This is a genomic window from Nocardioides gilvus, assembly GCF_003194605.1.
GTDB lineage: Bacteria > Actinomycetota > Actinomycetes > Propionibacteriales > Nocardioidaceae > Nocardioides > Nocardioides gilvus.
The window spans coordinates 164550-189394 of record NZ_QHKY01000006.1; the positions used below are offsets into that span (position 1 = coordinate 164550).

The window sequence follows — 24845 nt, forward strand, 5'->3', positions numbered from 1 at the left end:
CCGGAAGGAACCATGACCGAGAGTCGAGACAACGACACCCCCACCGAGGCCCCCACTGACCCCCAGGGCACGGAGCGCAAGGCGGAGGCCGGCTGCCCGGTCATGCCTGACTCCGCCCGGGGATCGGGCGGCAGCGAGAGCGAGAACCCCGCGATCCCGTCGCCGGAGCCGCAGGTTGCCCGACCACGGGGCAACCGTGACTGGTGGCCCAACCAGGTCGACCTCTCTGTCCTGCGCACCAACCAGCCGGCCTCCGCACCGTTGCCGAGCGACTTCGACTACGCGAAGGAGTTCGAGGGCCTCGACGTCGAGGCATTGAAGGCCGACATCGTCGCCGTCATGCGTGACTCCCAGGACTGGTGGCCTGCTGACTTCGGCCACTACGGCGGCCTCTTCATCCGGATGAGCTGGCACTCGGCCGGCACGTACCGGATCTATGACGGCCGCGGTGGCGGCGGGACCGGCCAGCAGCGGTTCGCCCCCCTGAACAGTTGGCCCGACAACGTCAGCCTTGACAAGGCGCGCCGTCTGCTGTGGCCGGTGAAGAAGAAGTACGGCCGCAAGATTTCGTGGGCCGACCTGTTGGTCTTCGCCGGCAACGTCGCCCTGGAGGACATGGGACTGCCCACCTTCGGCTTCGGCTTCGGCCGCGAGGACGTCTGGGAGGCCGAGGAGATCTTCTGGGGCCCCGAGGACACCTGGCTGGGCGACGAGCGCTACGCCGGTGAGCGTGATCTGGCCGAGCCGCTGGGCGCGGTCCAGATGGGTCTGATCTACGTCAACCCTGAAGGCCCCAACGGCAACCCGGACCCCCGCGCCTCGGCTCGCGACATCCGCGAGACCTTCCGCCGCATGGGGATGAACGACGAGGAGACCGTCGCCCTGATCGCGGGTGGCCACACCTTCGGCAAGACCCACGGCGCCGGTCCCGCCGACAACGTCGGTGACGAGCCCGAGGCTGCGCCGGTGGAGAAGCAGGGCCTGGGCTGGGAGAGCACGTACGGCACCGGCAAGGGCGACGACACCATCACGTCCGGCCTCGAGGTCACCTGGACCTACCACCCGACCCGGTGGGACAACGAGTTCTTCCACATCCTCTTCAGCTACGAGTGGGAGCTCTTCGAGTCCCCGGCCGGCGCGAAGCAGTGGCGTCCCAAGAACGGTGCCGGATCCGATCTGGTGCCGATGGCCCACGACCCGTCGAGCCACCGCGAGCCCCGGATGCTGACCTCCGACCTCGCGCTGCGCTTCGACCCGGCGTACGAGAAGGTCTCGCGCCACTTCTACGAGAACCCCGAGGAGTTCGCCGACGCCTTCGCCCGGGCCTGGTACAAGCTCCTGCACCGCGACATGGGTCCGGCTCAGCGCTACCTCGGGCCGTGGGTGCCGGAGTCGCAGCCGTGGCAGGACCCGGTGCCGGCCGTCGACCACGACCTGGTCGACGACTCCGACGTCGCCTCGCTCAAGGCGTTGGTGCTGGAGTCTGGACTGACCGTGCCCGAGCTGGTCCGCGTCGCCTGGGCCTCGGCGTCCACCTTCCGCAAGACCGACTTCCGCGGTGGCGCCAACGGTGCCCGGATCCGCCTTGCTCCGCAGAAGGACTGGGAGTCCAACGACCCGGCCGAGCTCTCCAAGGTGCTCGGCGAGCTGGAGCGGATCCGCGACGAGTTCGGTGCGGCCGGTTCCGGCAAGGCCATCTCGGTGGCCGACCTGATCGTGCTGGCAGGCAATGCGGCGATCGAGAAGGCAGCTCGCGACGCGGGCGTCGAGATCACCGTGCCGTTCCACCCGGGGCGTACGGACGCCACCCAGGAGCAGACCGACGTGGAGTCGTTCCGGGTGATGGAGCCGCGCGCCGACGCGTTCCGCAGTTACGTACGGCCCGGGGACCAGATGCCGGCCGACATCCAGATGGTCGAGAAGGCCTACATGCTCGACCTCACCCCGCCGGAGATGACGGTCCTGCTGGGCGGCATGCGGGTGCTTGGTGCCAACCACGGCGGCAGCGAGCACGGTGTCTTCACCGACCGGGTGGGCGTGCTGAGCAACGACTTCTTCTCGACGCTGCTCGACATGGGCACCGAGTGGAAGCCTGCCGGTGACGGCGTCTACGAGGGACGGGACCGTGCCACCGGCGAGGTCCTGCGGACCGCCAGCCTGGTCGACCTCGTCTTCGGTCACCACTCCGAGCTGCGTGCCCTGGCGGAGGTCTACGCCAGCGACGACACCCAGGAGTCGTTCGTCGAGGAGTTCGTCGCGGTGTGGACGAAGGTGATGGAGCTCGACCGGTTCGACCTGCACCGGTCGCTGCCCTGACCGATCTCCCCGCAGTACAGCCGAGCCCCGGTCACCGCACGCGCGGTGGCCGGGGCTCGGCGCGTCGTGCGGCACTGGCAGCGCGGCGTCGCTCCCGCTCCAGCACGGCGGCCGAACGGACCGGCCACACGTACTCGAGGTCGTCGGGCACGTCGGTGAACAATGGGCGGTAGTGCTCGGGGTCCTTGCGCAGCAGGGAGGAACGATGGCTGCGGTGGAAGGGTTCGTCGCCCAACCAGGGCGGCAGCGCGCCGACCCGGGCCAGCTCGGCCTGGTCGCGGAAGTCGGTGATCCCGGCATCGGCGAGGTCAGCGGTGATCGTGGCAGCGCAGGTGTCGGCGAAGCCGAGGTCGGTCCAGGCCGCGCAGCAGACCAGGCCGTACGTGCCCAGCGCCTCCTCGAAGCCCTTCCACATCAGCACGGCCGGGTGGTTGCCCCACCCGTAGTCGCTGCGGGTCAGGGCCCGCACGATCTGGATCGTCTCCACGCGCTGCTTGCCCAGTCGCTTGGCGTCCAGGACGCGCGCCGACGCCTCGAAGTCGGCGTACGGGAGGAACGTCTGCATGTGTCGAGAGTAGCGAGGGCGATAGTCTCGCAACCGTGACCGACGTGACCACTGACCCGCGGGCACTGCTCGGCGGGTGGGAATTCGACCGGGTGGTCACTGATCACCTCGCCGACGAGGTGATCGGAGTCGTGGGCACCGCCGAGTTCACCCTCGAGGTCGACGGCGGGGTGCGGTGGGCCGAGCAGGGCACGATGACCCGCGCCGGAGTCGAGATCCCGATCAGCCGGGTGCTCTTCCTACGACCGCGCGACCAGGGATGGGTGGTCACCTTCGAGGACGGTCGGGACTTCCACCCGTGGCAGCCGGGCTCCGAGGTGGAACACCCCTGTGGGCGCGACACCTATCGCGGGTTCGTGCAGTTCGCAGGCCCGGGGGAGTGGAGCGTGCGATGGCACGCCACCGGCCCGGCCAAGGAGTACGAGATGACCACGCGGCTGCGGGCAACCGGTCTCAGACCTTCTTGACCACGCTGGACTTGAGCTGCATCGGGCCGAACCCGTCGACCTTGCCCTCGATGTCGTGGTCGCCCACACCCTGGGCGATGCGGATGCCCTTGACCCGGGTGCCGACCTTGATCGAGCCCGAGGCGCCCTTCACCTTGAGGTCCTTGACGATGGTGACGGTGTCGCCGTCGACGAGCACGTTGCCGACCGCGTCCTTGATCACCGACGCGGCTTCGAGTTCGGCCTCCTCGACCGGGGACCACTCGTGGGCGCACTCGGGGCAGACGAGCAGGTCGCCCATCTCGTAGGTGAACTCGCTGGCGCACTCGGGGCACGGGGGCAGGGTCTCGGACATGGGAGCGATTCTAGGACGGCGCTCGGGGGCGTACGGCCGGGGTCGATTCGCCCTTCTTGGGTGAGCCGCGTAAGGTTCATTTCAGCGACGCGGGGTGGAGCAGTTCGGTAGCTCGCTGGGCTCATAACCCAGAGGTCACAGGTTCAAATCCTGTCCCCGCTACCAATGATCAGGCCCGGAATCCAAGGATTCCGGGCCTGATCGCATTTGCTCTCCGCATCGCTCAGCGCGGAGCCGGCGTACGCCGACGTCGTATGAGTCGGTAGGCGACGCCCACGGCCATCACCGCCAGCCCGGTGATCACGGCGGTGACGGGCAGGGTCGCCACGAGGACGGCGCAGCCGGCCGCGCCCAAGATCTGGAGAGCACGGGGAAACCGGCGCTGATCGGCGCCCTGGGTGAAGGCAGCGAGGTTGGCGACGAAGTAGTAGAGCAGGACCCCGAAGGACGAGAACCCGATGGCGCCCCGCAGGTCGACGGTCAGGACCAGGACGCAGACCACGGCGGCGAGCGCGATCTCCGCGTGGTGCGGCACTCGATGGTGGGGGTGCACGGCGGAGAGCCAACACGGCAGGTCGCCCTCGCGTGCCATCGCCAGGCTCGTACGTCCCACTCCGGCGATCAGGGCCAGCAGCGCACCGAGGGCGGCGGCCGCGGCACCGACCCGAACGACGGGTGCTGCCCAGTCCCAGGTGCTGGCGTCCACGGTGGCGGCCAGTGGCGCGGACGTGGCGGCCACCCCGTCTGGGCCGAGGACGCTGAGGATGGTGACGGCGATGACGGCGTAGACGGCGACCGCCAGAGCCAGGGCGATCTGGATGGCGCGGGGGATGGTGCGTCCCGGGTCGCGGACCTCCTCGCCCAGAGTGGCGATGCGTGCGTACCCGGCGAACGCGAAGAACAGGAGCCCGGCGGACTGGAGCACCCCGTACCAGCCGCCCTCGGGATCGATGACGGTGGCGGCCCGGTCGAGGTCGGGATCCGCGCTGATGAGTCCGGCGGCCACGACGACTGCCAATGCCAGCAGCACCACGGTGACGATGACGCGGGTCAAACCGGCGGTGCGGGTGATGCCGCGGTAGTTGACCGCGGCCAACGCCACCACCGCGGCGACGGCGACCGGACGCTGCCAGGCCGCGGGGGCGGCGTACGCGGCGAAGGTGAGAGCCATGGCCGCGCAGCTGGCGGTCTTGCCGATGACGAACCCCCACCCGGCCAGGAAGCCCCACCACTCACCGAGGCGCTCTCGGCCGTAGACGTACGTGCCACCGGAGGTGGGGTACTGCGCGGCGAGCTGGGCGGACGCCGTGGCGTTGCAGTACGCGACCACGGCGGCGATGCCGAGGCCGATGAGCAGGCCGGCTCCGGCGGCCTGGGCAGCGGGGGCGAAGGCAGCGAAGGCGCCGGCACCGATCATCGAGCCGAGACCAATGACCACGGCGTCGCCGGTGCCGAGACTGCGGGAGAGGTGCGGTTGTCGGGGCGACGTGGTCACGGGCGTCCCGGTCCCTCAGAGGATCTGGCTGTCCAGTGCCCGCTGCACCGCTCGGTGCGTCGAGTCACTGAAGGCCACGATCCGGGCTTCGGTCACTGCGGTGGGGGTGGTGCGGATGGTCTCGACGGCGACCCGGATCGCGTCGTCCAGCGGCCAGCCGTAGACCCCGGCGCTGATCAGCGGGAAGGCGACCGTACGCGCCCCGATCTCGTCGGCGACCTCGAGGCTGCGGCGGTAGCAGGAGGCCAGCTGGTCGCGGGTGCCGCGGCCGTGGACCGGACCCACGGTGTGGATCACCCAGCGCGCTGGCATGTCGCCGGCGGTGGTCCACCCGGCGTCGCCGGTGGCGAGCCCGTCGGGGAAGCGTTCGATGCACTCGGCCAGCACTGCGGGTCCACCGGCGCGGTGGATCGCCCCGTCGACCCCGCCGCCTCCCCGCATCGCGTTGTTGGCGGCGTTGACGACGGCGTCGACCGCCTGGGCGGTGATGTCATCGCGTACGGCGATGGGTTCGGGCACGTCTCTCCTCCTGGGTACGGGATCAGCCGGTTGTGGACTGGGTCCCTGTGGACTGAGCGCCTGCGGACTCGGCGATCACCCGGGCGCACAACTCGGGGTCGTCGATCATCGGGACGTGACCGGTGTCGGGGAGCACGATGTGCCGGGCCCCGGGTGCGATCCGGGTGGCGAGGGGACCGTTGATGTGTTGCGGGAAGATCCGGTCGCGCTCGGGCCACGCGAACGTCATCGGGCATGGGAGCGGGTCGAGGGGGGCGATGAACTCATCGGTCGCCAAGATGTCGAGGCCCGCGGTGCAGTGCAGCAGGTCGGTCGCGTGGGTGGTCGCTTCTCGCGGGCTGAGGCGCTCACCGTGGGCGGCGACGTCGCGCATGCTGAGCCGGCGAATCAGCGCCGAGTGCATGGCGAGCGGCAACACGGGGGCGCTTGCCCGAGTCAGGTTGCGTACGAAACGGAGCCGGGCCCTCGAGCGGGAGTGGTCCGGGGCACCCGGGTCCCAGAAGCCGGCGGGGGACAGGCCGCAGACCGATCGTGCGCGGCCGCGCCGCGCCAGCTCGACCGCCATCCAGCCGCCAAGACTGTTGCCCGCCACGTGCACGGTGTCGAGGCCGAGGCCGTCGAGGTAGCGCTCGGTGTGGTCGGTCAGCTCGGCGACGGTCGCGCGACCGGTCAGCACCGGCCCGCCATGGTGTCCGGCAGCGGTGGGGATCAGCACGTCGAAGCGATCGGTGAGCAGGGGAGCGACCTGGTCCCACGCGTTGGCGGACATCATCACTCCGTGCAGGAGCAGTAGCGGGGGGAGTTCGGGCATGGGCCCATTCGATCACCTCGAGGCGGTGCGTGCCCGTCATGACGTGGGTGTCAAAAATTGTTGACACGCTCCGTGCCTTTGCCCTAAGTTCGAAGTGTAAAACATTTCTTACATCTGCCAGGAGTGCCCGGGATGAATGAAGAGCAGCGAGCGTGGGTCTACGGCCTCGTGGCGGCAGTCGTCCCGGTCGTCTATTTCGCGGTCGTGCTCTCCCGGGTGCCGGACACGCCAGTGAGCGAGATCGACTACGTCTGGCCGCTGCTGATCGCGATCGGCGCAGGCATCGTCCTCAACGCACTCCTTGCACCACAGCCGAAGAAGAAGGACGAACGGGACAAGGAGGTCGGCCGGGTCGGCGGACGTGTCGCCTTCATCGTGATGAGTGCCCTCACCGTGATCCCGCTCGCCCTGGCGATGCTGCGGGTCGACCAGTTCTGGATCGCGAACACCTTGTACCTGGCGTTCGTCCTGTCGGCCGTCACGGAATCCTTGGTCCGGATCGTCGCCTACCGACGGGGCTTCTGAGCGTGGCCAAACAGACGAAGGTCAGCAACTCGATCCGGGCACTTCGGTTCGCGCACGGCGAGATGACGCAGGCCGAGCTCGCCGAGCGGGTGAACGTCACCCGACAAACGATCATCGCCATCGAACAGGGCCGGTACTCGCCAAGTCTCGAGACCGCCTTCCAGATCGCGCGGGTGTTCGGCGTGCCGCTCGAGGCGGCGTTCCAGTACCCCGACACCGACAGCTGACCACCGCCCGGGCCACCGCAGGAGCACGCCATGAAAGCCATCGTCCATCACACCTTCGGCTCCCCGGAGGTCCTGCACCTCGAGGACGTGCCGACACCCGCCCCTCAGACGCACGAGATCCTCCTGCGCAACCACGCCACCACGGTGACCTCGGCGGAGACCGCCGGTCGGCAGGGGAAGGGGTTCGCGAGGCTCTACTTCGGGCCGCTTAGGCCCCGCTTCGAGATCCTCGGCTCCGCGGTCGCGGGCGAGGTGGTGGCGACCGGTGCCGCCGTCGAGCGGTTCGCGGTCGGTGACCTGGTGGTCGGCGGGGTCGGTCCGCGGTTCGGTGCCCTGGCGGAGTTCGTCTGCGTCGCCGAGAACGCTGCCATCACCCGCCTACCGGATCACGTCAGCTGGGCGGAAGCCGCCGCAGTCGCTGACGGCGCACTCACCGCCCTGCCCTTCCTCAGGGACCACGCCGACCTGCAGCCAGGGCAGCACATCTTGGTCAACGGCGCCTCCGGCGCCTCCGGGGCCGTCGGGAGCGCGGCCGTGCAGTTGGCGAAGCACCTCGGCGCCACAGTCACCGCCGTCAGCAGCGGACGGAACCATGACCTGGTGCGATCACTCGGCGCGGACGACCTGATCGACTACACCCGGGAGGACTTCACGCGCTCCGGCAAGACGTACGACGTGGTCTTCGACGCGGTCGGGAAGAGTTCGTACGCCAGGTGCAAGCGGTTGCTCACCCCGACGGGCCGGTATCTCACCACTGTCCCGTCCTTGGGCATCTTGGCTCGTACGCTCCTCACCTCCCGCAGCAAGCGTCGGCGCGGTTCGATCGCGTTCACCGGCCTCCGCCCGCTGGCGAAGGTTGCGGAGGACCTGGCGTACGTCATCTCCCTCGTGGAATCCGGCGACTACCGGCCGGTCATCGACCGCACATATCCGCTTGGGGAGACTGCCGAAGCGCACAGGTACGTCGACACGGAGCGCAAGCGTGGGAGCGTGGTCATCACGATCGATCCAGGCCCCGAGCGGTGAGTTCCTCCGGCTTCATCGGCCTGGCTGCGGGCGCCTCAGTGCCAGTGCGTCCTCGTTCCGGACACCGTTGCCCCCGTGTGACTACTTGACCTCGGAGCGGCGCAGGAAGAACAACCCGACGACGAGCGGAATGACGATCCAGATCATCGTGGTCGAGGCGAGCATCGCCCACTCCTCGCCGGTGTTGGTGGCGCCCTCGAAGAGTTCCACCTGCGTGTAGTTCCAGTCGACCCACGGCTGCAGGTCCAGGAACCATTCCCGCACCGACGCGAGCAACAACAGGATGCCGGGCATCACGAACGAGACCACGAAGTAGCCGACGATCGCCGCGGACGAGGCCCTCAGCAGCACGCCGAGCGTGAAGCCGATCGCCATGCCGGCCAGATTGCCGAGCACCATCTGGAGCGCCATGGGCATCGAAATGTTCCACACGGTGTCGACGCCGGCGAGTGCGGAGCCGACCACGTTGCCGAGGGCGCCCGCAGCGAAGGCGACGGCCACGGAGCCGAGGCCCACGAGGAGGGTCGCGACGGCCTTGGCGCCGATCACGCGTCCGCGGCTCGGCACCAGGGTGAAGGTCGTGAGCCCACTGCGCTGGCTCCACTCACTGGTGACGGCCAGGATCGCGATCATCGGCAGGATCACCGACATCGGGAACCCGCTCGCCCTCGCGAAGCTCTCGTAGGTGACGTCGCTGTCGGGAGCGAAGATGACGACCGACCCGGCCGCGATGGGCGACAGGACGCCGATGCTGATGAGCAGCCAGAATCCCGAGCGAGTGTTGAACATCTTGCGGAGTTCGACCTTGACCAGCCGAGTTGACGGGATGGGACGGACGGCCCGGCGGACCGGTACGGACTTCGTGGTGGTGGTCGGTGGGACGATCGTGGCGGTCATGCCGCAACTCCTTCGCGTTGGGTGTCGGCAGTGAGCGACAGGAACATGTCTTCGAGCCCGGCGCCCTCGGCGGACCGGAGCTCGGTGAGGGCGATGCCGGCGGTCAGAGCCACGGCCCCGACTTGAGCGGGGTCGGCCTCGGTACGGACCGAGCCGTCCCCGGCGAGCGTGCTGGGGATCCCGGCCTGCTCGAGTGCATGGGCCAGGTCGCGCGGTGCAGTCGAGCGGGCCAGCGTGCCGGCGGCAGCGAGGAGCTCTTCCTTGGTGCCGGACGCGACGATCCTGCCGTTGCCGATGACGACCAGGTCGTCGGCGATGACCTCGATCTCGTGGAGCAGGTGTGAGGACAGCAGCACCGTGCCGCCCCGGCTGGCGAACTCCGTCAGCAGGTCGCGCATCCACCGGATCCCGGCGGGGTCGAGTCCGTTCGCGGGCTCGTCGAGGATCAGCACCTGGGGGTCTCCCAGGAGTGCCGTGGCGATACCGAGTCGCTGGCGCATGCCGAGCGAGTAGTTGCGCACCCGGCGCTTGGCCTCAGTGGGTGTCAGGCTCACCACCTCGAGCATTTCGTCGACGCGAGAGCCGGGCAGGCCCATCGTGGCGGCGGCGACCGCGAGGATCTCGCGGCCGGTGCGACCGGCATGCTGCGCTGAGGCGTCCAGCAGGACGCCCACCTCGAGGCCGGGGTTGGGGAGGCCGGCGAACCGTTCCCCGTTGATGGTCGCGGAGCCGGATGTCGGGGCGGTCAGACCGACCATCACCCGCATCGTGGTGGACTTGCCCGCACCGTTCGGACCGAGGAAACCGGTCACGCGGCCGGGCCGGGCGGTGAAGGAGACGTTGTCGACGGCGGTGAAGCCGGCGTACCTCCGGGTCAAGGACTCGACTGTGATCATGGGCTCAACCCTCGCGACATCGCGTCGTGCGCACATCGGTCCGACGGCCAGTCCTGTCCCTGACCGAAAGCACTGGGCCGAGTCGTACTTTCGGTCGGTCCGCTGGCGGCGCTCAATCCCTAGGCTGCGGGGGTGAGCAACGCACTGAGGTCCCTGCTGGAGGAACCCCGGCCTTCGGCCCCACCAGTTCGGGTATGGCGGGACTGGGCGTTGGTGGCGGTCGTGACGATCTCCGCGGTGCTGGAAGTTGTCCTGCGCGAACACATGCCGCTAACGGGGTTGTCGGTGGTGTTGACGGTCGGACTGGCGCCGTTGCTGCTGTGGCGCCGTACCCACCCGCTCGCAGTGGTCGCGACCGTCTTCGGCGTGATCACGGTCGTGGACCTTGCCCTGATGGCATCCGACGCACCAGCGCTCGACATCTACACGATGATCTACTTCCTGGTGCTGGCCTACTCACTCTTCCGGTGGGGTTCAGGACGGGAGGCGGCGGTGGGCCTGACTATCATCCTGGTCCCTGCCACCCTGGCGCTCTGGGTCGGTTGGAGCGGGCTGGCTGAAGCCATCGGCGGATTCGGGGTCCTGACATCCGCCTTTGCCCTCGGACTGGCCGTGCGCTCCCAGCGCGGCGCCCGGGAGAGAAGGATGGAGCAGGTGAAGTCGGAGGAGCGGGTCCTGTTGGCGCGCGAACTGCACGACACGGTGGCCCACCACGTCTCTGCCATCGCCATCCAGGCCCAGGCGGGGCGCGCTCTCGCGGCGACCAACCCGTCGGCGCCGCTCCAGGCCTTGGAGGTGATTGAGGGTGAGGCGACGCGCACGCTCGCGGAGATGCGAGCGATGGTGCGAGTCCTGCGCAAGGAGGCGCCCGTCGACTACGCCCCGCAGCCCGGTGTGGCCGACCTGGAGCGGCTGGCCGGGACCTCGCCTGCCGGGCCGCGGGTGGAGGTCAGGGCCTCCGGTGACCTCGCCGGGCTCCCGGCGGCGATCGACGCCGCAGTCTTCCGGATCGCTCAGGAGGCGGTCACCAATGCCCTGCGGCATGCCCGGAACGCCACCCTGGTCGACGTACGTGTCACCGGCGAGGAGTCGACGGTCAAGCTCGTCGTCCGCGACGACGGTGATCCGGGCCCGGTCGACCCTGCCCAGGAAGCGGGGTTCGGGCTCACCGGGATGGTGGAACGCGCACTGCTCCTGGGTGGGACGTGCCACGCAGGTCCCTGCCCCGGTCGCGGCTGGGCCGTCAGCGCGACACTGCCGCGACGGGTGTCGGCGTGAGCATCCGGGTGCTGGTCGCCGACGACCAGGATCTCGTACGCACCGGACTGCGGCTCATCCTCGGCACCCTGGACGGCATCGAGGTCGTGGGGGAGGCACGCGACGGACAGGAAGCGGTGCGGCTGGCCCGCGAGCTCCGTCCCGACGTGTGCCTGATGGACATCCGGATGCCCGTCCTCGACGGGGTCGAAGCGACCCGCCTGCTGGCCGGGCCCGGCGTCGAGAACCCGGTCGCCGTCGTCGTGATCACCACCTTCGACCTGGACGAGTACGTGCACGGTGCGCTGTCGGCCGGCGCCACCGGCTTCCTCCTCAAGGACGCCGGACCCGCACTGCTCAGCGAGGCGATCCGGGCCGCCACCCGAGGTGACTCGCTCATCTCTCCCGGCATCACCCGCCGGTTGTTGTCGACGTTCGCGGGCACGGGCCGGGCAGTTCCTCCCGCCCAACCCCTCGACCCGCTCACCGAACGCGAGGAACAGGTGCTGCTCACCGTCGCGCGGGGTCGTACCAACGCCGAGATCGCCGCCGAGCTCCACATCAGCCTCAGCACGGTGAAGACCCACATCGGCAGCCTCATGACCAAGCTCGGCGCCCGTAACCGGGTCGAGGTCGCGATGTGGGGCTACGAGACCGGCCGGGTCCGGGAGTAGAGACCGGACCGCGAACCTCGGTCAAGGTACGCCCGATGTGGACGTCAGTGCGACCGCAGCTCCTCCACCACCCCCGGCAGAACCCCGCGTCGGGCCAGTGCGTCGGCGGACTCGCTCAGCAGATCACTGCGGGCCGAGGCGTCGCCCGCGTCCTCGAGGACGGAGGCGAGTCGCAGGGTCTGCTCGGTCACGGCGATGTGGCCGAGCGCGTCGGCTGCCCGGTCGAAGTCGTCGAGTGATGCGGAGAGCAGTTCGTTCGCCTCGTCGGGTTGGGCAGGCACCACGGCCATGGTCTCCTGACCGGAGTCATCGACGATGAGCACCTTGCCGTCGTTCGCCTTCGGCGCACCGAGGGCAGCGTTGGCGTGGACGGCTGCACGCGACTCAGGAAGCCTCTCGGAGAGCTCGCGCAGTGTGTCGTTGGCCGACTCCATGACGCGTGACCCGCCGAAGGCCAACACGTGCGCCACCTCCTGGGTGAACACTTCTCCGGCCAGACGCTCCGCCCCGTCACTGGCGGGACGTTCGACGACGATCCTGAGCGGCTTGCTCAAGGCACCCGTCCCCGGAATTGCCTCGGTCGCGGCGTACACCGTGTAGGTGCCCGGGTCGGTCACCAACCACCCCCCGCTCCCTGCTGAGACGAAGATCGAGCTGTACATGGCCTCGCCGGGTTGCAGCACTCGTGGTGCGGGGGCCGTGCAATAGCGGGCGAACGGCAACCACCGCCTCGTCTCGCCTCCGTCCCTGGCCACCACGATCGAGAGTCCGTCGCCCTCCAGTGAGTGCTCGTCGACCACGGTCGGCGTGGAGCTCACGTTCTTCAGCCGGAGCTCCATCACCACCGGCTCAAGGAACTCGAAGCGTGGCTCGCGGTGCACCCGCAGATCCAGCTCCAGCGGTCCGGTCGCGGCCGCCATCAGGTGGTCGTACGCGTCCTGCTCGAAGCCGTGGTGGTCGAACCACGGTGCCGCGCCCATCTTGACCAGCCGCTCCGGCGCGTGCCGCAGGAACAACAGCTCGTCCTGGCTGAAGCCGTAGTCGAAGGCCGCGAAGAAGGCGTCAAGACCACCGGGGTAGTTGTACGGGTAGTTCATGTAGCTGAGCGCCGCAGGTTCGTTGGCCAGCGGCACCCACGAGGTGCCCAGCGACTTCTGCCACGAGTGCGCGAGGTTGAAGCCGTGACCGATCTCGTGCATCGCAGTCCAGAACTTCATCCGCTCGACCCATGGGCCCGGGTTCGCCTCCCCGGCAGGGGCCTGGGAGATGAAGGAGTCACTGAAGATGGCCGTGCCCTGGCGTTGGGCGGTCCCGATGTCGTCGAACATGATCCCGCCGAGCGAGGTGCCCATGTCGTGCAGTCGCGCGAAGAGCACCCACATCGCCCACTGCGGGGCATCGGCCCACCGCGACCAGTGCGCCTGCATCGCGTCGTGCATCTCCTGGTCGGACCAAGCGGTGCCGGGCGGGACGGGGATCACCGAGTCGCCACCGGTCTTCGTCACGGCGAACCCGAGCCGGGAGTACGCGCTCTCCACCGTCAGCATCGAGGTGGGGGAGGAGGGGGCGTGGTTGGGGTGGCTCGTCGGGTTGTGCGAGGTCACCGCGGTGGCGTCGCTGACCGTGTCGTACTCGAACGCGACGTCACGGAAGGCAGCCTTCTGGTAGCCGTACGTGTAGGTGACGGTGGAGCCGGTCCCGCCGCTGAACGTGGCGGTCGCCCTCCGATTCGTGGGCAGGAACGGGCCCCCGGTCAACTTGACGGACACCGTGGCCTGCGGGCGCAGCGACGTGGTGCCGTCGCGATAGCTGATCGGCCCGATCCAGGCGCCGGTGGCGGGATCCTGCGTGACCCGGGCGATCCAGGTGAGCCGGCCCCCGAAGAGGCGGGTGATGGTCCCGCTGACGGTCATCGTCGGCTTCACCCCGTCCACGTCGACGCGGAGCTCCTCGGTGCCGAAGAGCGGCGTGATCGGCGGCAGAACGGGCCCGACGGCGGCGGCGTCCGCGTGATCCTCCTCCGGGTGCGGTGCGGCTCCGGTGCCCGGTGCCAGATGCCCGTTTCCGGCGTGAGGCGCGCCCGGGAGGTCGATCGGTGGGATGGGGATCGGCGTCGGGACTGGGGTGGGGACGCGAGGCTGGGGTGGCAGCACGATCGGACGAGCAAGGCGATAGACGCCCGAGCGTCGCAGCAGGAACGGCGGGATCGATATGGGGGTTGGCAGACGGGGGAACGGGGTCCGTCCACGTGCCTCCTCAGAGTCGGGCAGGTCGTATCCCTCGGACAGCAGTTCGGGCACGTCGGTGACCTCTGCGGTCGCGTTCCGCGCGCTGCGGTACTGCTCGTCGGACTTGTGGCCCGACGATCGTTCGACATCGATGGACATGGTGGCTCCTTCGCTGGTGGCAGTCCTTCTCACCAGTCCGGAGTCCTCGGGGTGCGGCCAGATACTGACCAATTTGTGTCAGTGACCTTGTTCAGGCGTCGCTGGGTCCGGTCGTACGCGGGCGTCAGGCAAACATCGGGGGCGCCGGTTGCGGCACCGCCCGGAGAGCGCCGTCGGTGACGTTCACGCGTACGTACGGGGTGGTTGCCGGGTCGATCTCGAGCTCGGTGGTGAGCCCCCGCTCCGGGAGGGCGATCCGCACGGTCGTCGGGGCGCCGGGTGCGGAGTCCAGCTCGACGACTGACGCGAGGCCAACCTGGTGGCGCGTGGTCACGTCGGGCTCGGTGTGTTGGCTGTCGCTGGAGGTGACCACCACGCGATCGTGGTCGAACCCCTCCTCCAGATAGACCTGGATGGTGGTCATCGGCCCCTGCCTCCCCACGTCGACTGATCCGCTGGGCACGCTCGCAAATCACTATTCCACTCTTGTCGCAGGTCTGCCATGAGTGGTCAACTGGAGAGGCAGGAATGTGGCTGCCCCCGCCTCACGAGATGACCTTCCCCCGACGTGTGTCGCTGCGCAGGGCTGAGGACTGGCATGGACGCGGATCGATCTGACGTCACGGTGCTGGTGGCTGCCGCGGGGCAGGGCGACGAGGGCGCGTGGAGCGAGATAGTCGATCGGTACATGCCGTTGCTCGTCACGGTGGCACTGCCCTACCGGCTGTCCCCGCCCGAGGTGCAGGACCTGGCCCAGACCGTGTGGCTGCACCTGGTCGAGCACCTCGGCGACATCCGTGAGCCGCGAGCCCTTCCGAAGTGGTTGATCACAACGACCAGGCGGGAAGCGGTGAGACAGGCGAGGGAGCAGAGACGCACGCAACCTGCCGACTTCCAGGATCACTGGTGGACCTCGCGACTCCTCACCTTCGACGACGCGGACGCCGACCTGGTGAGGGACGAGCGGCATGCCGCGCTGACGCTCTGCCTCGCCGTCCTGAGCCCGCGTCAGCAGCGGCTGCTGGCGCTGCTGGCCCAGGACCCTCCGCTCTCGTACGCCGAGATCAGCCGCGTGATGGGGATCCCGGTCGGTGCGATCGGGCCGACCAGGACCCGGGCCCTGGAGCGTCTGCGCCGCACCCCGCCCGTGCAGCAACTCATGGCGAGTGGTGACTCCTGCCGCACCGAGCAGTGGAGAGCATGAGCGGGTCGAGGACGCGTCAGACCGTCGTCCCCGGCGCCAACCTCGCTCCCGCGGGCAGCGACGTACTGACCCGGCTGTCGCGACCCACCAGCACCACCGCGTCGGGATCGGCGAGGTCCAGGTCGGCGGAGCCGACGATGGCCCCGTCGGCCAGTTCGCTCCCCGCGTCCACCACACTGCGCCGCACCTGCGCCCCGGCCCGTACGACCGCCCCCTCGATGAGGACCGACTCCTCCACCACGGCTCCCTCCTCCACCACCACGTCGGGACCCAGCACGCTGCGCCGCACCGTGCCCGCGACGGTGCATCCCGGACTCAGGAGACTGTCGGCCACCTCTGCGCCGGCGCTCACCCGGGCCGGAGGCCCCTGCGGCTGGGAGGTGCGCAGTGGCCACCCACCGTCGAAGAGGTCGAGGCCGCGGTCAACGAGTTCGAGGTGCGCGTTGAGGTAGTGGTGCGGTTGGCCCAGGTCGCGCCAGTAGCCGGCGTGGTGATGGGCGTACGCCTTCCCGCGCGCCACCAGCCGGGGGAGCAGGTGTTCCCCGAAGTCCCCGAGCCCGCTGTCCTCGGCTTCGTCGGAGAGTTCGCGGTGCAACTCCTCGAGCACCTCGACGAGCACCGCGACGTCGTACACGAAGATCTCGGCGACCACGAGGCTGCCTCGCGGCTTCTCGGGCTTGTACTCGACCTCGGTGATGCGCCCGAGACGGTTGACCTGGACCACCCCGTGGTCGCCGGGATCCTCGGCGAAGGTGTCCCCGATGTCGGTGGTGACCACGGTGACCTCGGCCTGCTTGGCCAGATGGGTCTCGATGACCTCTCCAAGGTCGAGGCGGTAGATGTGGTCCGCGCTCAGCACCAGCACCAGCTCCGCGTCGCTGGCCCGCAGCTGGTCGCGCAGCGCGTACAACTCGTCCGCGTTGCCCGCGGCCATCCCCTCCTCATGGGTCGAGCCACCCTGCGACGGTGGGATCAACCGCAGACCCCCGACGCTGCGGTCCAGGTCCCAGGGTCGACCGTTGCGGACCTGCTCCTCCAGGGAGCCGGCCTGGTACTGCACCGAGAGCCACACGTCGTCGATGCCCGAGGCAGCCAGCGCGGACAGGGAGACGTCGAGCAGTTGGTAGTGACCGGCGTACGGCAGGGCGGGTTTGGCGCGCTCCATGGTGAGCACGTCCATTCGTCCACCGGCGCCGCCGGCCTGCACCAGTCCGAGCACGTGGGGGAGTCGCATGCCAAGGTCTTACCCAGCCGGGGGCCCACTCACGCTCGTCGACGACGCGGAAACCGCCTTGGTTCGCTGCTAATGTCCGGAGGAGCAGTCGGCATCGTGTCGACCATCAGGGAAGACTTCTTTCTGTGGAGACCGGGATCATCGATCCCGATCCGAATAAGTCGCCGCCTCCTCTGAAGCACTTCAGAGAGTCAGTCATGCCTGAGCGCATCCCGTCCGTACGCTTCTCCTCGCCCTCCTCGCAGCAGGGTCAGGCCCACGCCTCGCTGCCGACCGGGTCGACCGCCGTCGTCTACTGCGAGGGCCAGTTCGGCGAGCAGGACGGCAAGACGGCCAACGGGCTGGTCCGGCACTCGGAGAAGTACGAGATCCTCAGCGTCCTTGACAGCCGCTACGCGGGGCAGGACTCCGGGACGGTACTGGACTCCGAGCCCAACCGGATCCCGGTGCTCGGCGACCTCGCGACCGCCATCCAGCACGCCGGCCACGTCCCGGACTACCTGATCTGCGGCGTCGCCCCGGCCGACGGCCTGCTTTCGGACGCGCAACGCGTGGTGCTGCTCGACGGCATCAGCCGCGGCATGCACATCATCAACGGCCTGCACGAGTTCCTCAACGACGACCCCGAATTCGTGGCGGCAGCGCTGATCGCCGGTGTGACCATCACCGACGTCCGCCGCCCGGCGCCGAAGAAGGACCTGCACCTCTTCTCCGGCGACATCTTCTCCGTCACCTGCCCGCGGATCGCGATCCTGGGCACCGACGGGGCGATCGGCAAACGGACCACGGCGACGCTGCTGGTGCAGGCGCTGAACGAGTACGGCATCCGCGCCGTCATGGTCGGCACCGGCCAGACCAACCTGATCCAGGGCGGCAAGTACGGCGTGGCACTCGACGCCCTCGTCCCGCAGTTCTGCTCAGGCGAGGTCGAGCACCAGGTCGTACGCGCCTTCCGCGGCGAGGACCCGCAGGTGATCGTGGTCGAGGGCCAGGGTGCGCTGAGCCACCCGGCGTACCTGACCTCGGCGCACATCCTGCGCGGCAGCCGCCCCGAGTGCGTCATCGTGCAGCACGCCCCCCGCCGGGTGATGCTCGGCGACTTCCCGATGGTGAAGATGCCGACCGTGGCCTCCGAGGTGGCGCTGATCGAGGCGTTCGCCGACACGACGGTCATCGGGATCACCGTCAACCACGAGGAGATGGCCCCCGACGAGATCGGCGCGGCCATCGACGAGGTCTCCGCCGAGCTCGGCCTGCCCGCGACCGACCCCCTGACGCGCCCGTTGAGCGAGCTCGTCGACATGGTCCTGCTTGCCCTGCCCCAGCTCGCCCTGCCCGCAGGGATCTCGGAGGCGGAAGAGGGTCGCGCGCTTGCCACGAGGTGAGTGCGCCGCGACTGGTCGCGGACCTCGCGGCCCTCACGCACAACGCCCGACACCTCGTCGCACTGCTCGCCCCGCGCGGCGTCGCTGTCACCGGAGTCACCAAGGCATTCCTCGGCGCGCCCGCACTCGCTGAAGCGATGCTCGCCGGCGGCGTGTCGGGCCTGGGTGACTCACGTTGCGAGAACCTCGTGCGTCTGCGTGAGGCCGGCACCACGGCGCCGCTCACGCTGATCCGTTCGCCGATGCTCAGCCAGGCCGCGCAGGTCGTGAAGTCCGCGACCACCAGCCTCAACACCGAACCCGTCGTGCTGAGGGCCCTGTCGGAGGCAGCTTCGGCGTCGGGCACGGTCCACGACGTGCTGCTGATGGTCGAGCTGGGTGACCTGCGTGAGGGGATCCCGGCGCACCGACTGCTCGACGTGGCGCGTCACACCAGTGCACTGCCGGGCCTGCGACTCGTCGGTGTGGGGACCAACCTCGCGTGCCGGAGCGGGGTCGTGCCCGACCAGCTGAAGATGGACGACCTCTCCTCGCTCGCCGAGCAGGTCGAGAAGGCCGTCGGGCACCGGCTCACCACGATCAGCGGCGGCAACTCCGCGAATCTGGACTGGGCGCTCGTCACCTCCGACACCGGACGCGTCAACGACCTGAGGCTGGGCGAGGCAATCCTGCTCGGGATCGAGCCCCTGCGTCGTACGCCCGTGGCTGGGCTCCGCAACGACGCGTTCGTGCTGCGTGCAGAGGTGATCGAGGTGCAGACCAAGCCGTCCCTGCCGTGGGGAGTGATCGCCCAGGGCGCCTTCGGAGTCGTGGCCGCGGACCCGTGGGCGCACGCCGGCTCGGTCAACCAGGTGATCCTGGCTCTGGGTCGCCAGGACGTCGACCCGGACGGGTTGCTCCTGCCGGAAGGCCTGCGCCTGCTGGGAGCCAGCAGTGACCACCTGGTCCTCGACGCCGGGGACGTGGCACTGCGGGTGGGCGACGAGGTCGCGTTCGGCCTCGACTACGCCGCGTTGCTCCGGGCCATGACGTCCCCGTACGTCGAGCTCACAACGACGCCTGGGCCTCGGCCAGGATCCGGGTGACCTCCACACCCAACTCCAACGGTGCGGGGCAGTTGACGTCGAGGCCCTGGGAGCGCGCCACGAGTCCGTCCAGGGCGCGGGCGAACGGCTCGACCGCGTCGACGGCGGGGAAGTCGAGGACGAGTTCGGTGCCGTCCGGCCCCAGGAGACGGAACTCGTCGACGTACGTGGGGGAGCGCAGTGAGACGGAGATGTCGGCGTGGGCACCGCCCGCGTGGTGGGTACGCAGGTCGACGCCGTGGGTCGTGCGTGCGGCGCTGACCCGTTCCACCGCACCCAGCGCCGGGATCAGCTGCGAGAGCACGTGGGGTGCGAGGTCCCAGAGGGCGGCGAGCGGCTCGGCGCGCCACACGGAGTCACGGTAGGGCGAGCCGGGAGCGTACGAGTCGGCGAACCAGGTGACCCGGGCGGCGCTCCACGACTGCGTGGCGGCGTCCCGGATCCGTTGTTCGAACTCGGGCACGAAGCGTCGGGTGAAGAAGGTCGTCGCCTGTACGACCCCCGCCTGCACGGCAGCAAGGACGTCCTCGGCCTCACGCAGCGTGGTCGCCACGGGCTTGTCCAGCAGTACGTGCTTACCTGCGCGGGCGGCGGTCGCGGCCAGCGCCGGCTGGACCTGCGGCGGGACCGCGAAGGTCACCACGTCGACCCGGTCGAGCAGATCCTCGAACGACTCGGCGGCCGTGACGTCGTAGCGCTGCGCGAACGCGGTGGCCCGCTCCCGGTTCCGGCCCCAGACCGCAACCAGCTCGGCGCGTTCTGCCGCGACGGCTCCGGCGGCGTGCACCTCCCGGGCCCAGTGCGCGGTGCCGACCACGCCGACGCGCAGGCGCGAGGACGGGGGGAGGGGGGTCGAGTCGAGGGGCATCGGTCGAGCGTACTGGCCCGGGAGGTCGCGGGGCGGAGGACGCCGATGCGCCGAGGGGCTCGCCAACCGGCCCGGACTGCGTACTCTGGCTGGAGACGCCAAGGAGCGGATCGTGACGAAGAGTGCCGGACCCAGCGACGACCCCGCGATCCGCATCGTGGGGTTGGTGAAGAAGTTCGGCTCATTCGCTGCCCTGGATCACCTCGACCTCGAAGTCGCGCGCGGCGAGGTGCACGGCTTCCTCGGGCCCAACGGATCCGGGAAGTCGACCACCATCCGTGTGCTCCTCGGGTTGCTGCGCGCGAACGCCGGCACGGTGGAGATGCTCGGCGCCGACCCGTGGCGCGACGTGGTCGCCCTGCATCGTCGGCTGGCGTACGTCCCGGGAGACGTCACGCTGTGGCCCACCCTGTCCGGCGGTGAAGCCATCGACCTGCTCGGCCACCTGCGCGGCGGCCTCGACCCGGATCGTCGCGCTCACCTGCTGGGACGGTTCGAGCTGGACCCCACCAAACGGGGTCGGCAGTACTCCAAGGGCAACCGGCAGAAGGTGGCCATCGTGGCCGCCCTGGCCGCCGACGTCGAGTTGCTGATCCTCGACGAACCCACCTCCGGGCTGGATCCCCTCGTGGAAGCCGTCTTCCGGGAAGAGATCGCGAAGGAGAAGGCCAAGGGCCGCACCATCCTGCTCTCGAGCCACATCATGAGTGAGGTCGAGGCGCTGGCCGATCGGGTCAGCATCATCCGGCAGGGCAAGATCGTGCAGACCGGGAGCCTGGCCGATCTGCGGGGTCAGAGTCGGATCACCGTTCGCGTCAGACTGGCGCGGCCGCCGGCCCACCTCGACAGTCTCACCGAACTGCACGAGGCCCACCTCGACCAGGACGGTCACCTCATCGCGACCGTCGAACCGGCCCGGGTCAACGCGGTGATGGCCCAGCTCGTGCCCCACGAGATGACGGCGCTCACCGTCACACCGGCCTCCTTGGAGGACCTCTTCCTCCGGCACTACGACAGGGATGCCGGCCAGTCGGACCGAGAGCCGGGGCCGTGATCACTGGCCTCGCCCATCGACTGACCGGCACCCGAGCGCTGTTGAAGGTGTCGCTGCACCAGGACGCCCGCAACATCGCCCCCTGGGTGGTCCTGATCTCGGCGCTCTCGGCCTCCTCGATCCTGGCCTACGTGTGGGTCTTCCCCCACCCCGGTGAGCGGGCGCAGCTGTCAATGGCCATCGGCGCCAATCCCGCCCTCTCCCTGGTCTTCGGTCCGCCGCGGGACCTGATGACCGCGGACGGCTTCAACGCGTGGCGGGCAGGTCAACTCGGTGCCTTCTTCGCCGGGTTGATGGCGATCCTGATCGTGGTCCGCAACAGTCGGGCCGAGGAGGACTCGGGCCGTGCCGAACTCATCGCCTCCGGGGTGATCGCCCGAGAGTCGCGACTGGCCGTCGCGGTCGCGATGGCGATGAGCGCCTCGCTCGCACTCGGGGTCGTGTGCTTCGGGCTCACCGTGATCTGTGGAGGCGGGATGAGTGCCACCCTGGTCCTGGCCGGCACCTTCGCCGCATCGGGGTTGGTGTTCGCAGGGGTGGGCGCGATTGCCGCGCAGCTGGGAGCTGATTCCCGAGCTGCCTCCACCTTGGCGATCGCCGTCCTGGGTGTTGGCTACGTGGTGCGCGGCTACGTCGGATCCAGCGGTGCCCCGGCCTGGGCGGACTGGCTCACCCCCTTCGGCTGGTTCGACCGGACCCGCCCTGCAGGTGACAACAACGCGTGGCCGTTGCTGCTCGCGGTCGTGGTGGCCGTGCTCCTCGTCGCCGTCGGTTTCTGGCTCCAGGCGCGACGCGACTTCGGCCAGGGGATGCTGGCCCAGCGGCCCGGGCCCTCCGGGGCCGGTGTGGCTCGCACGGTGTGGGGCCTGGCCTGGAAGTTGCACGCCGGCACCCTGGTCTCCTGGCTGATCGCCTTCGCTGCCCTGGGTCTGCTCCTCGGCAACCTCGCGGACTCCGCCGCCGACCTGGTCGAGGCGAACCCGGTGGTGGCCGCGATCCTGGCGGCCGGTGCGACCCCCAGCGACCTGTCCTTCGTCTTCCTGGCCACGATCCTGCAGGTCATCGCGATCGTGGCTGCGGCGATGGGCGTCCAGGTCATCCTTCGCGTGCACGCCGAGGAGGTCAACGATCGCGTGGAGCCGCTCCTGGCCGGATCGTTGAGCCGCTCCGCGTACCTGGCCAGCAACGTCGTCGTCGCCCTGGTGGGCACAGCCCTCGCGCTCCTGGTCGCCGGTCTCTGCCTGGGGCTCGTCGCCCACGCACAGGACGACACCATCGCCGCCGGTGACGTGATCGCCCAGGCAGTGGTGATGACCCCGGCGGTGTGGCTCCTCGTGGGTGTCGCGGTGGCTGCCGTCGGCGCTGCACCCAGCGCACGCCTGGTTGCATGGCTCGCGGTGGTGGCGACCTTCGGGATCACGCTGCTCGGCCCCACCTTTCGGCTACCCGACTGGGCCCTTGACATCAGTCCACTGCGGCACGCGCCGATCGTCGTGCTGGCCGATCCGGAGTGGGTCGGTCTGGCCGTGGTGGGCGCGATCGCGACGCTGCTGCTTGCCGTCGGCTTCGTCGGTTTCCGGCGTCGCGACGTGGACTGAGCGTCGGTCCCGGTGCAGGGCCCGGGGCTCGATCTGTTCACTGACCGTTCACCGGCGCCGGGTCGGCTTTTGCTTCGAGCAGTGTCAATATTGACGCATGTCGAAATCACAGTGTGCGCCCGACGAAGCGCTGGAGTGCTGCACGTCCCTGGCAGCGGAACCGATCGACGTCGAGCAGGCCGAGAAGATTGCTCCGCTCCTCAAGGCACTGGGTGACCCGGCTCGGCTGCGCCTGATGTCCCTGATCCTCTCCCACGAAGGCGGAGAGGCCTGCGTCTGTGACCTCCTGCCCTCCTTCGACCTGTCGCAGCCCACGATCAGCCACCACCTCAAGGTGTTGCACGACGTGGGCCTGGTCGGTCGGGAACGCCGGGGCACCTGGGTCTACTACTCGGCACGACCCGCCGCCATGGCCGCGGTCGGCAGCCTCTTCGACACGGCGGTCCTGGCATGAGTGTCCATACCCCTCCCGCCCGACCGTCCGCCCAGAGCGCTGGTCTCGAACGTCTCTCGACCCTGGACCGGCTGCTGCCGCTGTGGATCGGCCTCGCGATGGTCATCGGTCTGGGCCTGGGTCGCCTGGTGCCGGGGCTGGACGCGGCGTTGGCGGCAGTGGAGATCGGCAACGTCTCGATCGTCATCGCCCTCGGTCTGCTGGTGATGATGTACCCGGTGCTGGCCAAGGTGCGCTACGACGAACTCGGCCACGTCACGGCCGACAAGCGCCTGTTGTGGAGCTCGATCCTGCTCAACTGGATCCTCGGCCCGGCGCTCATGTTCGCGCTGGCCTGGCTGCTGCTGCCCGACCTGCCCGAGTACCGCACCGGTCTGATCATCGTGGGACTCGCGCGCTGCATCGCGATGGTGATGATCTGGAACGACATGGCCTGCGGAGACCGTGAGGCCGCCACCGTGCTGGTGGCGATCAACTCCGTCTTCCAGATCGTCGCGTTCGGGCTGCTCGGTTGGTTCTACCTGGATCTGCTCCCCACCTGGCTGGGCCTCGGTGTCGGGGAGAGCCTGGACGTCTCGGCCTGGGACATCACCAAGTCCGTCCTGGTCTTCCTCGGCATCCCGCTGGTGGCGGGCTTCCTCACCCGCACCTTCGGCGAACGCGCCAAGGGACGGGAGTGGTACGAGGAGACCTTCCTGCCGCGGATCAGCCCGGTGGCTCTCTACGGGCTGCTCTTCACGATCGTCGTGCTCTTCGCGCTGCAGGGCGACGCGATCACCAACCAGCCGCTCGACGTGGCCCGGATCGCGTTGCCGCTGCTCGCCTACTTCACCCTGATGTGGATCGGCGGCTTCGCCCTGGGCCGGGTCATCGGCCTGGGCTACGAACGGACCACCTCGCTGGCCTTCACCGCCGCCGGCAACAACTTCGAGCTCGCCATCGCCGTGGCGATCGGCGTCTTCGGAGTCACCTCCGGACAAGCCCTGGCCGGGGTGGTGGGGCCACTCATCGAGGTCCCTGTCCTGGTCGGTCTGGTCTACGTCTCACTGTGGGCCCGACGTCGCTACTTCCCTCAACCTGCATCCGTCCCTGCACCCACCGACACAAGGACATCATCATGACCACCGTTCCCGAGGTCCTCTTCGTCTGCGTCCACAACGCCGGACGTTCCCAGATGGCCGCCGGCTTCCTGCGCCACCACGGTGGCGACCGGGTCGTCGTGCGGTCGGCCGGGTCCGCGCCAGCCGAGACGATCAACCCGGCCGCCGTCGAGGCGATGGCCGAGGTCGGCATCGACATCACCGCCGAGGTCCCGACGAAGCTCCTCACCGAGGACGTGGCCGCCTCCGACGTGGTGATCACGATGGGGTGCGGTGACGCCTGCCCGATCTTCCCGGGCAAGCGGTACGAGGACTGGGCGCTGGTCGACCCTGCGGGCAAGGGGGTGGACGCAGTCCGTCCGATCCGTGACGAGATCGAGGCCCGGGTCCAGGCGTTGCTCGCCGAGATCGTCGTGCCCACCGTCTAGGGGCAGCCCAGGGACGGCTCGGGAACGGCCCCGCAAACG

Annotated in this window: 26 protein-coding genes and 1 tRNA gene; 16 read left to right on the forward strand and 11 right to left on the reverse strand. The window is 69.4% G+C overall.

All coding sequences use genetic code 11. The features are described from left to right. Positions 1–12: 12 nt before the first annotated feature. Positions 13–2316: a catalase/peroxidase HPI gene (gene katG / locus DNK52_RS14855; protein ID WP_110241814.1), complete on the forward strand. Its 2304-nt coding sequence runs from the start codon at positions 13–15 to the stop codon at positions 2314–2316. Between the two features lie 31 nt (positions 2317–2347). On the opposite strand, the gene DNK52_RS14860 is transcribed toward katG, so the two are convergent. Further along, positions 2348–2881, reverse strand: a complete 534-nt coding sequence (locus DNK52_RS14860; protein ID WP_110241815.1) for an MSMEG_6728 family protein — start codon at positions 2879–2881, stop codon at positions 2348–2350. Between the two features lie 35 nt (positions 2882–2916). Between DNK52_RS14860 and DNK52_RS14865 the strand changes: the two genes are divergently transcribed. Further along, complete coding sequence (locus DNK52_RS14865; protein WP_110241816.1) at positions 2917–3348, forward strand: DUF6314 family protein; 432 nt, start codon at positions 2917–2919, stop codon at positions 3346–3348. On the opposite strand, the gene DNK52_RS14870 is transcribed toward DNK52_RS14865, so the two are convergent. Next, the gene (locus tag DNK52_RS14870) at positions 3335–3682 is read right to left on the reverse strand and encodes a zinc ribbon domain-containing protein YjdM (RefSeq protein ID WP_110241817.1); all 348 of its coding nucleotides are present in this window, start codon (positions 3680–3682) and stop codon (positions 3335–3337) included. The two genes, DNK52_RS14865 and DNK52_RS14870, sit on opposite strands and share 14 nt — an antisense overlap. Positions 3683–3770: 88 nt before the next feature. Here DNK52_RS14870 and DNK52_RS14875 point away from each other — a divergent pair. After that, positions 3771–3847, forward strand: a tRNA-Met gene (locus tag DNK52_RS14875). A gap of 58 nt (positions 3848–3905) precedes the next feature. Here the strand turns inward: DNK52_RS14875 and DNK52_RS14880 are convergent. Genes DNK52_RS14880 through DNK52_RS14890 form a run of 3 tightly spaced genes read right to left on the reverse strand, consistent with a single transcriptional unit; the run spans position 3906 to position 6507 of the window. Then, entirely contained in the window at positions 3906–5177 is a 1272-nt protein-coding gene (locus DNK52_RS14880; protein ID WP_204163567.1) for an APC family permease, read from the reverse strand. Positions 5178–5192: 15 nt separating this feature from the next. Beyond that, positions 5193–5696, reverse strand: a complete 504-nt coding sequence (locus tag DNK52_RS14885) for an O-acetyl-ADP-ribose deacetylase (RefSeq protein ID WP_110241818.1) — start codon at positions 5694–5696, stop codon at positions 5193–5195. Positions 5697–5718: 22 nt separating this feature from the next. Further along, entirely contained in the window at positions 5719–6507 is a 789-nt protein-coding gene (locus tag DNK52_RS14890; RefSeq protein ID WP_110241819.1) for an alpha/beta fold hydrolase, read from the reverse strand. Between the two features lie 132 nt (positions 6508–6639). On the opposite strand from DNK52_RS14890, the gene DNK52_RS14895 reads away from it, so the two are divergent. The 3 genes from DNK52_RS14895 to DNK52_RS14905 are packed head-to-tail and all read left to right on the forward strand — an operon-like array spanning position 6640 to position 8285. Then, positions 6640–7032 carry a hypothetical protein gene (locus tag DNK52_RS14895; protein WP_110241820.1) on the forward strand — a complete coding sequence of 131 codons (393 nt, stop codon included), beginning with the start codon at positions 6640–6642 and terminating at the stop codon, positions 7030–7032. A gap of 2 nt (positions 7033–7034) precedes the next feature. After that, positions 7035–7259: a helix-turn-helix transcriptional regulator gene (locus DNK52_RS14900; RefSeq protein ID WP_110241821.1), complete on the forward strand. Its 225-nt coding sequence runs from the start codon at positions 7035–7037 to the stop codon at positions 7257–7259. A gap of 30 nt (positions 7260–7289) precedes the next feature. Beyond that, a complete protein-coding gene (locus DNK52_RS14905; protein WP_110241822.1) occupies positions 7290–8285 on the forward strand; it encodes an NAD(P)-dependent alcohol dehydrogenase in 996 nt (331 codons plus the stop codon). Between the two features lie 81 nt (positions 8286–8366). On the opposite strand, the gene DNK52_RS14910 is transcribed toward DNK52_RS14905, so the two are convergent. Together DNK52_RS14910 and DNK52_RS14915 are read right to left on the reverse strand one after the other, a co-directional pair. Then, positions 8367–9182: an ABC-2 transporter permease gene (locus DNK52_RS14910; protein ID WP_110241823.1), complete on the reverse strand. Its 816-nt coding sequence runs from the start codon at positions 9180–9182 to the stop codon at positions 8367–8369. After that, positions 9179–10078 carry an ABC transporter ATP-binding protein gene (locus DNK52_RS14915; RefSeq protein ID WP_110241824.1) on the reverse strand — a complete coding sequence of 300 codons (900 nt, stop codon included), beginning with the start codon at positions 10076–10078 and terminating at the stop codon, positions 9179–9181. The genes DNK52_RS14910 and DNK52_RS14915 overlap by 4 nt, the downstream gene beginning before the upstream one ends. 222 nt (positions 10079–10300) lie before the next feature. Between DNK52_RS14915 and DNK52_RS14920 the strand changes: the two genes are divergently transcribed. After that, complete coding sequence (locus tag DNK52_RS14920) at positions 10301–11356, forward strand: sensor histidine kinase (protein WP_239455712.1); 1056 nt, start codon at positions 10301–10303, stop codon at positions 11354–11356. Further along, on the forward strand, positions 11353–12009 hold the full coding sequence (locus tag DNK52_RS14925; RefSeq protein ID WP_110241826.1) for a response regulator: 657 nt from the start codon (positions 11353–11355) through the stop codon (positions 12007–12009). The genes DNK52_RS14920 and DNK52_RS14925 overlap by 4 nt, the downstream gene beginning before the upstream one ends. Positions 12010–12053: 44 nt before the next feature. Here DNK52_RS14925 and DNK52_RS14930 read toward each other — a convergent pair whose 3' ends face one another. Further along, positions 12054–14396: a zinc metalloprotease gene (locus tag DNK52_RS14930; RefSeq protein WP_110241827.1), complete on the reverse strand. Its 2343-nt coding sequence runs from the start codon at positions 14394–14396 to the stop codon at positions 12054–12056. A 124-nt stretch (positions 14397–14520) separates the two neighbouring features. Then, a complete protein-coding gene (locus DNK52_RS14935) occupies positions 14521–14820 on the reverse strand; it encodes a hypothetical protein (protein WP_110241828.1) in 300 nt (99 codons plus the stop codon). A gap of 174 nt (positions 14821–14994) precedes the next feature. On the opposite strand from DNK52_RS14935, the gene DNK52_RS14940 reads away from it, so the two are divergent. Then, a complete protein-coding gene (locus DNK52_RS14940) occupies positions 14995–15600 on the forward strand; it encodes an RNA polymerase sigma factor (RefSeq protein WP_110241829.1) in 606 nt (201 codons plus the stop codon). A gap of 16 nt (positions 15601–15616) precedes the next feature. On the opposite strand, the gene DNK52_RS14945 is transcribed toward DNK52_RS14940, so the two are convergent. Further along, a complete protein-coding gene (locus DNK52_RS14945; RefSeq protein WP_110241830.1) occupies positions 15617–16834 on the reverse strand; it encodes a glucose-1-phosphate adenylyltransferase family protein in 1218 nt (405 codons plus the stop codon). A gap of 197 nt (positions 16835–17031) precedes the next feature. On the opposite strand from DNK52_RS14945, the gene DNK52_RS14950 reads away from it, so the two are divergent. Beyond that, entirely contained in the window at positions 17032–18219 is a 1188-nt protein-coding gene (locus DNK52_RS14950) for an N-acetyltransferase DgcN family protein (RefSeq protein WP_110241831.1), read from the forward strand. Further along, positions 18216–19304 (forward strand): alanine/ornithine racemase family PLP-dependent enzyme, encoded by a 1089-nt coding sequence (locus DNK52_RS14955; RefSeq protein WP_110241832.1) that lies wholly within the window; start codon positions 18216–18218, stop codon positions 19302–19304. The genes DNK52_RS14950 and DNK52_RS14955 overlap by 4 nt, the downstream gene beginning before the upstream one ends. Here DNK52_RS14955 and DNK52_RS14960 read toward each other — a convergent pair. Next, a complete protein-coding gene (locus tag DNK52_RS14960) occupies positions 19267–20172 on the reverse strand; it encodes a Gfo/Idh/MocA family protein (RefSeq protein ID WP_162598798.1) in 906 nt (301 codons plus the stop codon). The two genes, DNK52_RS14955 and DNK52_RS14960, sit on opposite strands and share 38 nt — an antisense overlap. A gap of 112 nt (positions 20173–20284) precedes the next feature. On the opposite strand from DNK52_RS14960, the gene DNK52_RS14965 reads away from it, so the two are divergent. The 5 genes from DNK52_RS14965 (at position 20285) to DNK52_RS14985 (ending at position 24806) form a co-directional block, all read left to right on the forward strand. Then, positions 20285–21226, forward strand: a complete 942-nt coding sequence (locus DNK52_RS14965) for an ABC transporter ATP-binding protein (RefSeq protein ID WP_110241834.1) — start codon at positions 20285–20287, stop codon at positions 21224–21226. Continuing rightward, positions 21223–22824, forward strand: a complete 1602-nt coding sequence (locus tag DNK52_RS14970; RefSeq protein ID WP_204163568.1) for an ABC transporter permease — start codon at positions 21223–21225, stop codon at positions 22822–22824. The genes DNK52_RS14965 and DNK52_RS14970 overlap by 4 nt, the downstream gene beginning before the upstream one ends. 97 nt (positions 22825–22921) lie before the next feature. After that, positions 22922–23278 (forward strand): ArsR/SmtB family transcription factor, encoded by a 357-nt coding sequence (locus DNK52_RS14975; protein ID WP_110241835.1) that lies wholly within the window; start codon positions 22922–22924, stop codon positions 23276–23278. After that, a complete protein-coding gene (arsB, locus tag DNK52_RS14980; protein WP_110241836.1) occupies positions 23275–24399 on the forward strand; it encodes an ACR3 family arsenite efflux transporter in 1125 nt (374 codons plus the stop codon). Before DNK52_RS14975 ends, arsB begins: the two co-directional genes overlap by 4 nt. Then, entirely contained in the window at positions 24396–24806 is a 411-nt protein-coding gene (locus DNK52_RS14985) for an arsenate reductase ArsC (RefSeq protein ID WP_110241837.1), read from the forward strand. The genes arsB and DNK52_RS14985 overlap by 4 nt, the downstream gene beginning before the upstream one ends. The last annotated feature ends 39 nt before the right edge of the window (positions 24807–24845 follow it).

Excerpts from the sequence above, each read along its gene's own strand:
- katG (WP_110241814.1), top strand. The coding sequence starts at position 13 with ATGACCGAGAGTCGAGACAACGACACCCCCACCGAGGCCCCCACTGAC.
- DNK52_RS14860 (WP_110241815.1), bottom strand. The coding sequence starts at position 2,881 with ATGCAGACGTTCCTCCCGTACGCCGACTTCGAGGCGTCGGCGCGCGTC.
- DNK52_RS14870 (WP_110241817.1), bottom strand. The coding sequence starts at position 3,682 with ATGTCCGAGACCCTGCCCCCGTGCCCCGAGTGCGCCAGCGAGTTCACC.
- DNK52_RS14890 (WP_110241819.1), bottom strand. The coding sequence starts at position 6,507 with ATGCCCGAACTCCCCCCGCTACTGCTCCTGCACGGAGTGATGATGTCC.
- DNK52_RS14895 (WP_110241820.1), top strand. The coding sequence starts at position 6,640 with ATGAATGAAGAGCAGCGAGCGTGGGTCTACGGCCTCGTGGCGGCAGTC.
- DNK52_RS14905 (WP_110241822.1), top strand. The coding sequence starts at position 7,290 with ATGAAAGCCATCGTCCATCACACCTTCGGCTCCCCGGAGGTCCTGCAC.
- DNK52_RS14910 (WP_110241823.1), bottom strand. The coding sequence starts at position 9,182 with ATGACCGCCACGATCGTCCCACCGACCACCACCACGAAGTCCGTACCG.
- DNK52_RS14915 (WP_110241824.1), bottom strand. The coding sequence starts at position 10,078 with ATGATCACAGTCGAGTCCTTGACCCGGAGGTACGCCGGCTTCACCGCC.
- DNK52_RS14930 (WP_110241827.1), bottom strand. The coding sequence starts at position 14,396 with ATGTCCATCGATGTCGAACGATCGTCGGGCCACAAGTCCGACGAGCAG.
- DNK52_RS14935 (WP_110241828.1), bottom strand. The coding sequence starts at position 14,820 with ATGACCACCATCCAGGTCTATCTGGAGGAGGGGTTCGACCACGATCGC.
- DNK52_RS14940 (WP_110241829.1), top strand. The coding sequence starts at position 14,995 with ATGGACGCGGATCGATCTGACGTCACGGTGCTGGTGGCTGCCGCGGGG.
- DNK52_RS14945 (WP_110241830.1), bottom strand. The coding sequence starts at position 16,834 with ATGCGACTCCCCCACGTGCTCGGACTGGTGCAGGCCGGCGGCGCCGGT.
- DNK52_RS14950 (WP_110241831.1), top strand. The coding sequence starts at position 17,032 with ATGCCTGAGCGCATCCCGTCCGTACGCTTCTCCTCGCCCTCCTCGCAG.
- DNK52_RS14960 (WP_162598798.1), bottom strand. The coding sequence starts at position 20,172 with ATGCCCCTCGACTCGACCCCCCTCCCCCCGTCCTCGCGCCTGCGCGTC.
- DNK52_RS14975 (WP_110241835.1), top strand. The coding sequence starts at position 22,922 with ATGTCGAAATCACAGTGTGCGCCCGACGAAGCGCTGGAGTGCTGCACG.
- arsB (WP_110241836.1), top strand. The coding sequence starts at position 23,275 with ATGAGTGTCCATACCCCTCCCGCCCGACCGTCCGCCCAGAGCGCTGGT.
- DNK52_RS14985 (WP_110241837.1), top strand. The coding sequence starts at position 24,396 with ATGACCACCGTTCCCGAGGTCCTCTTCGTCTGCGTCCACAACGCCGGA.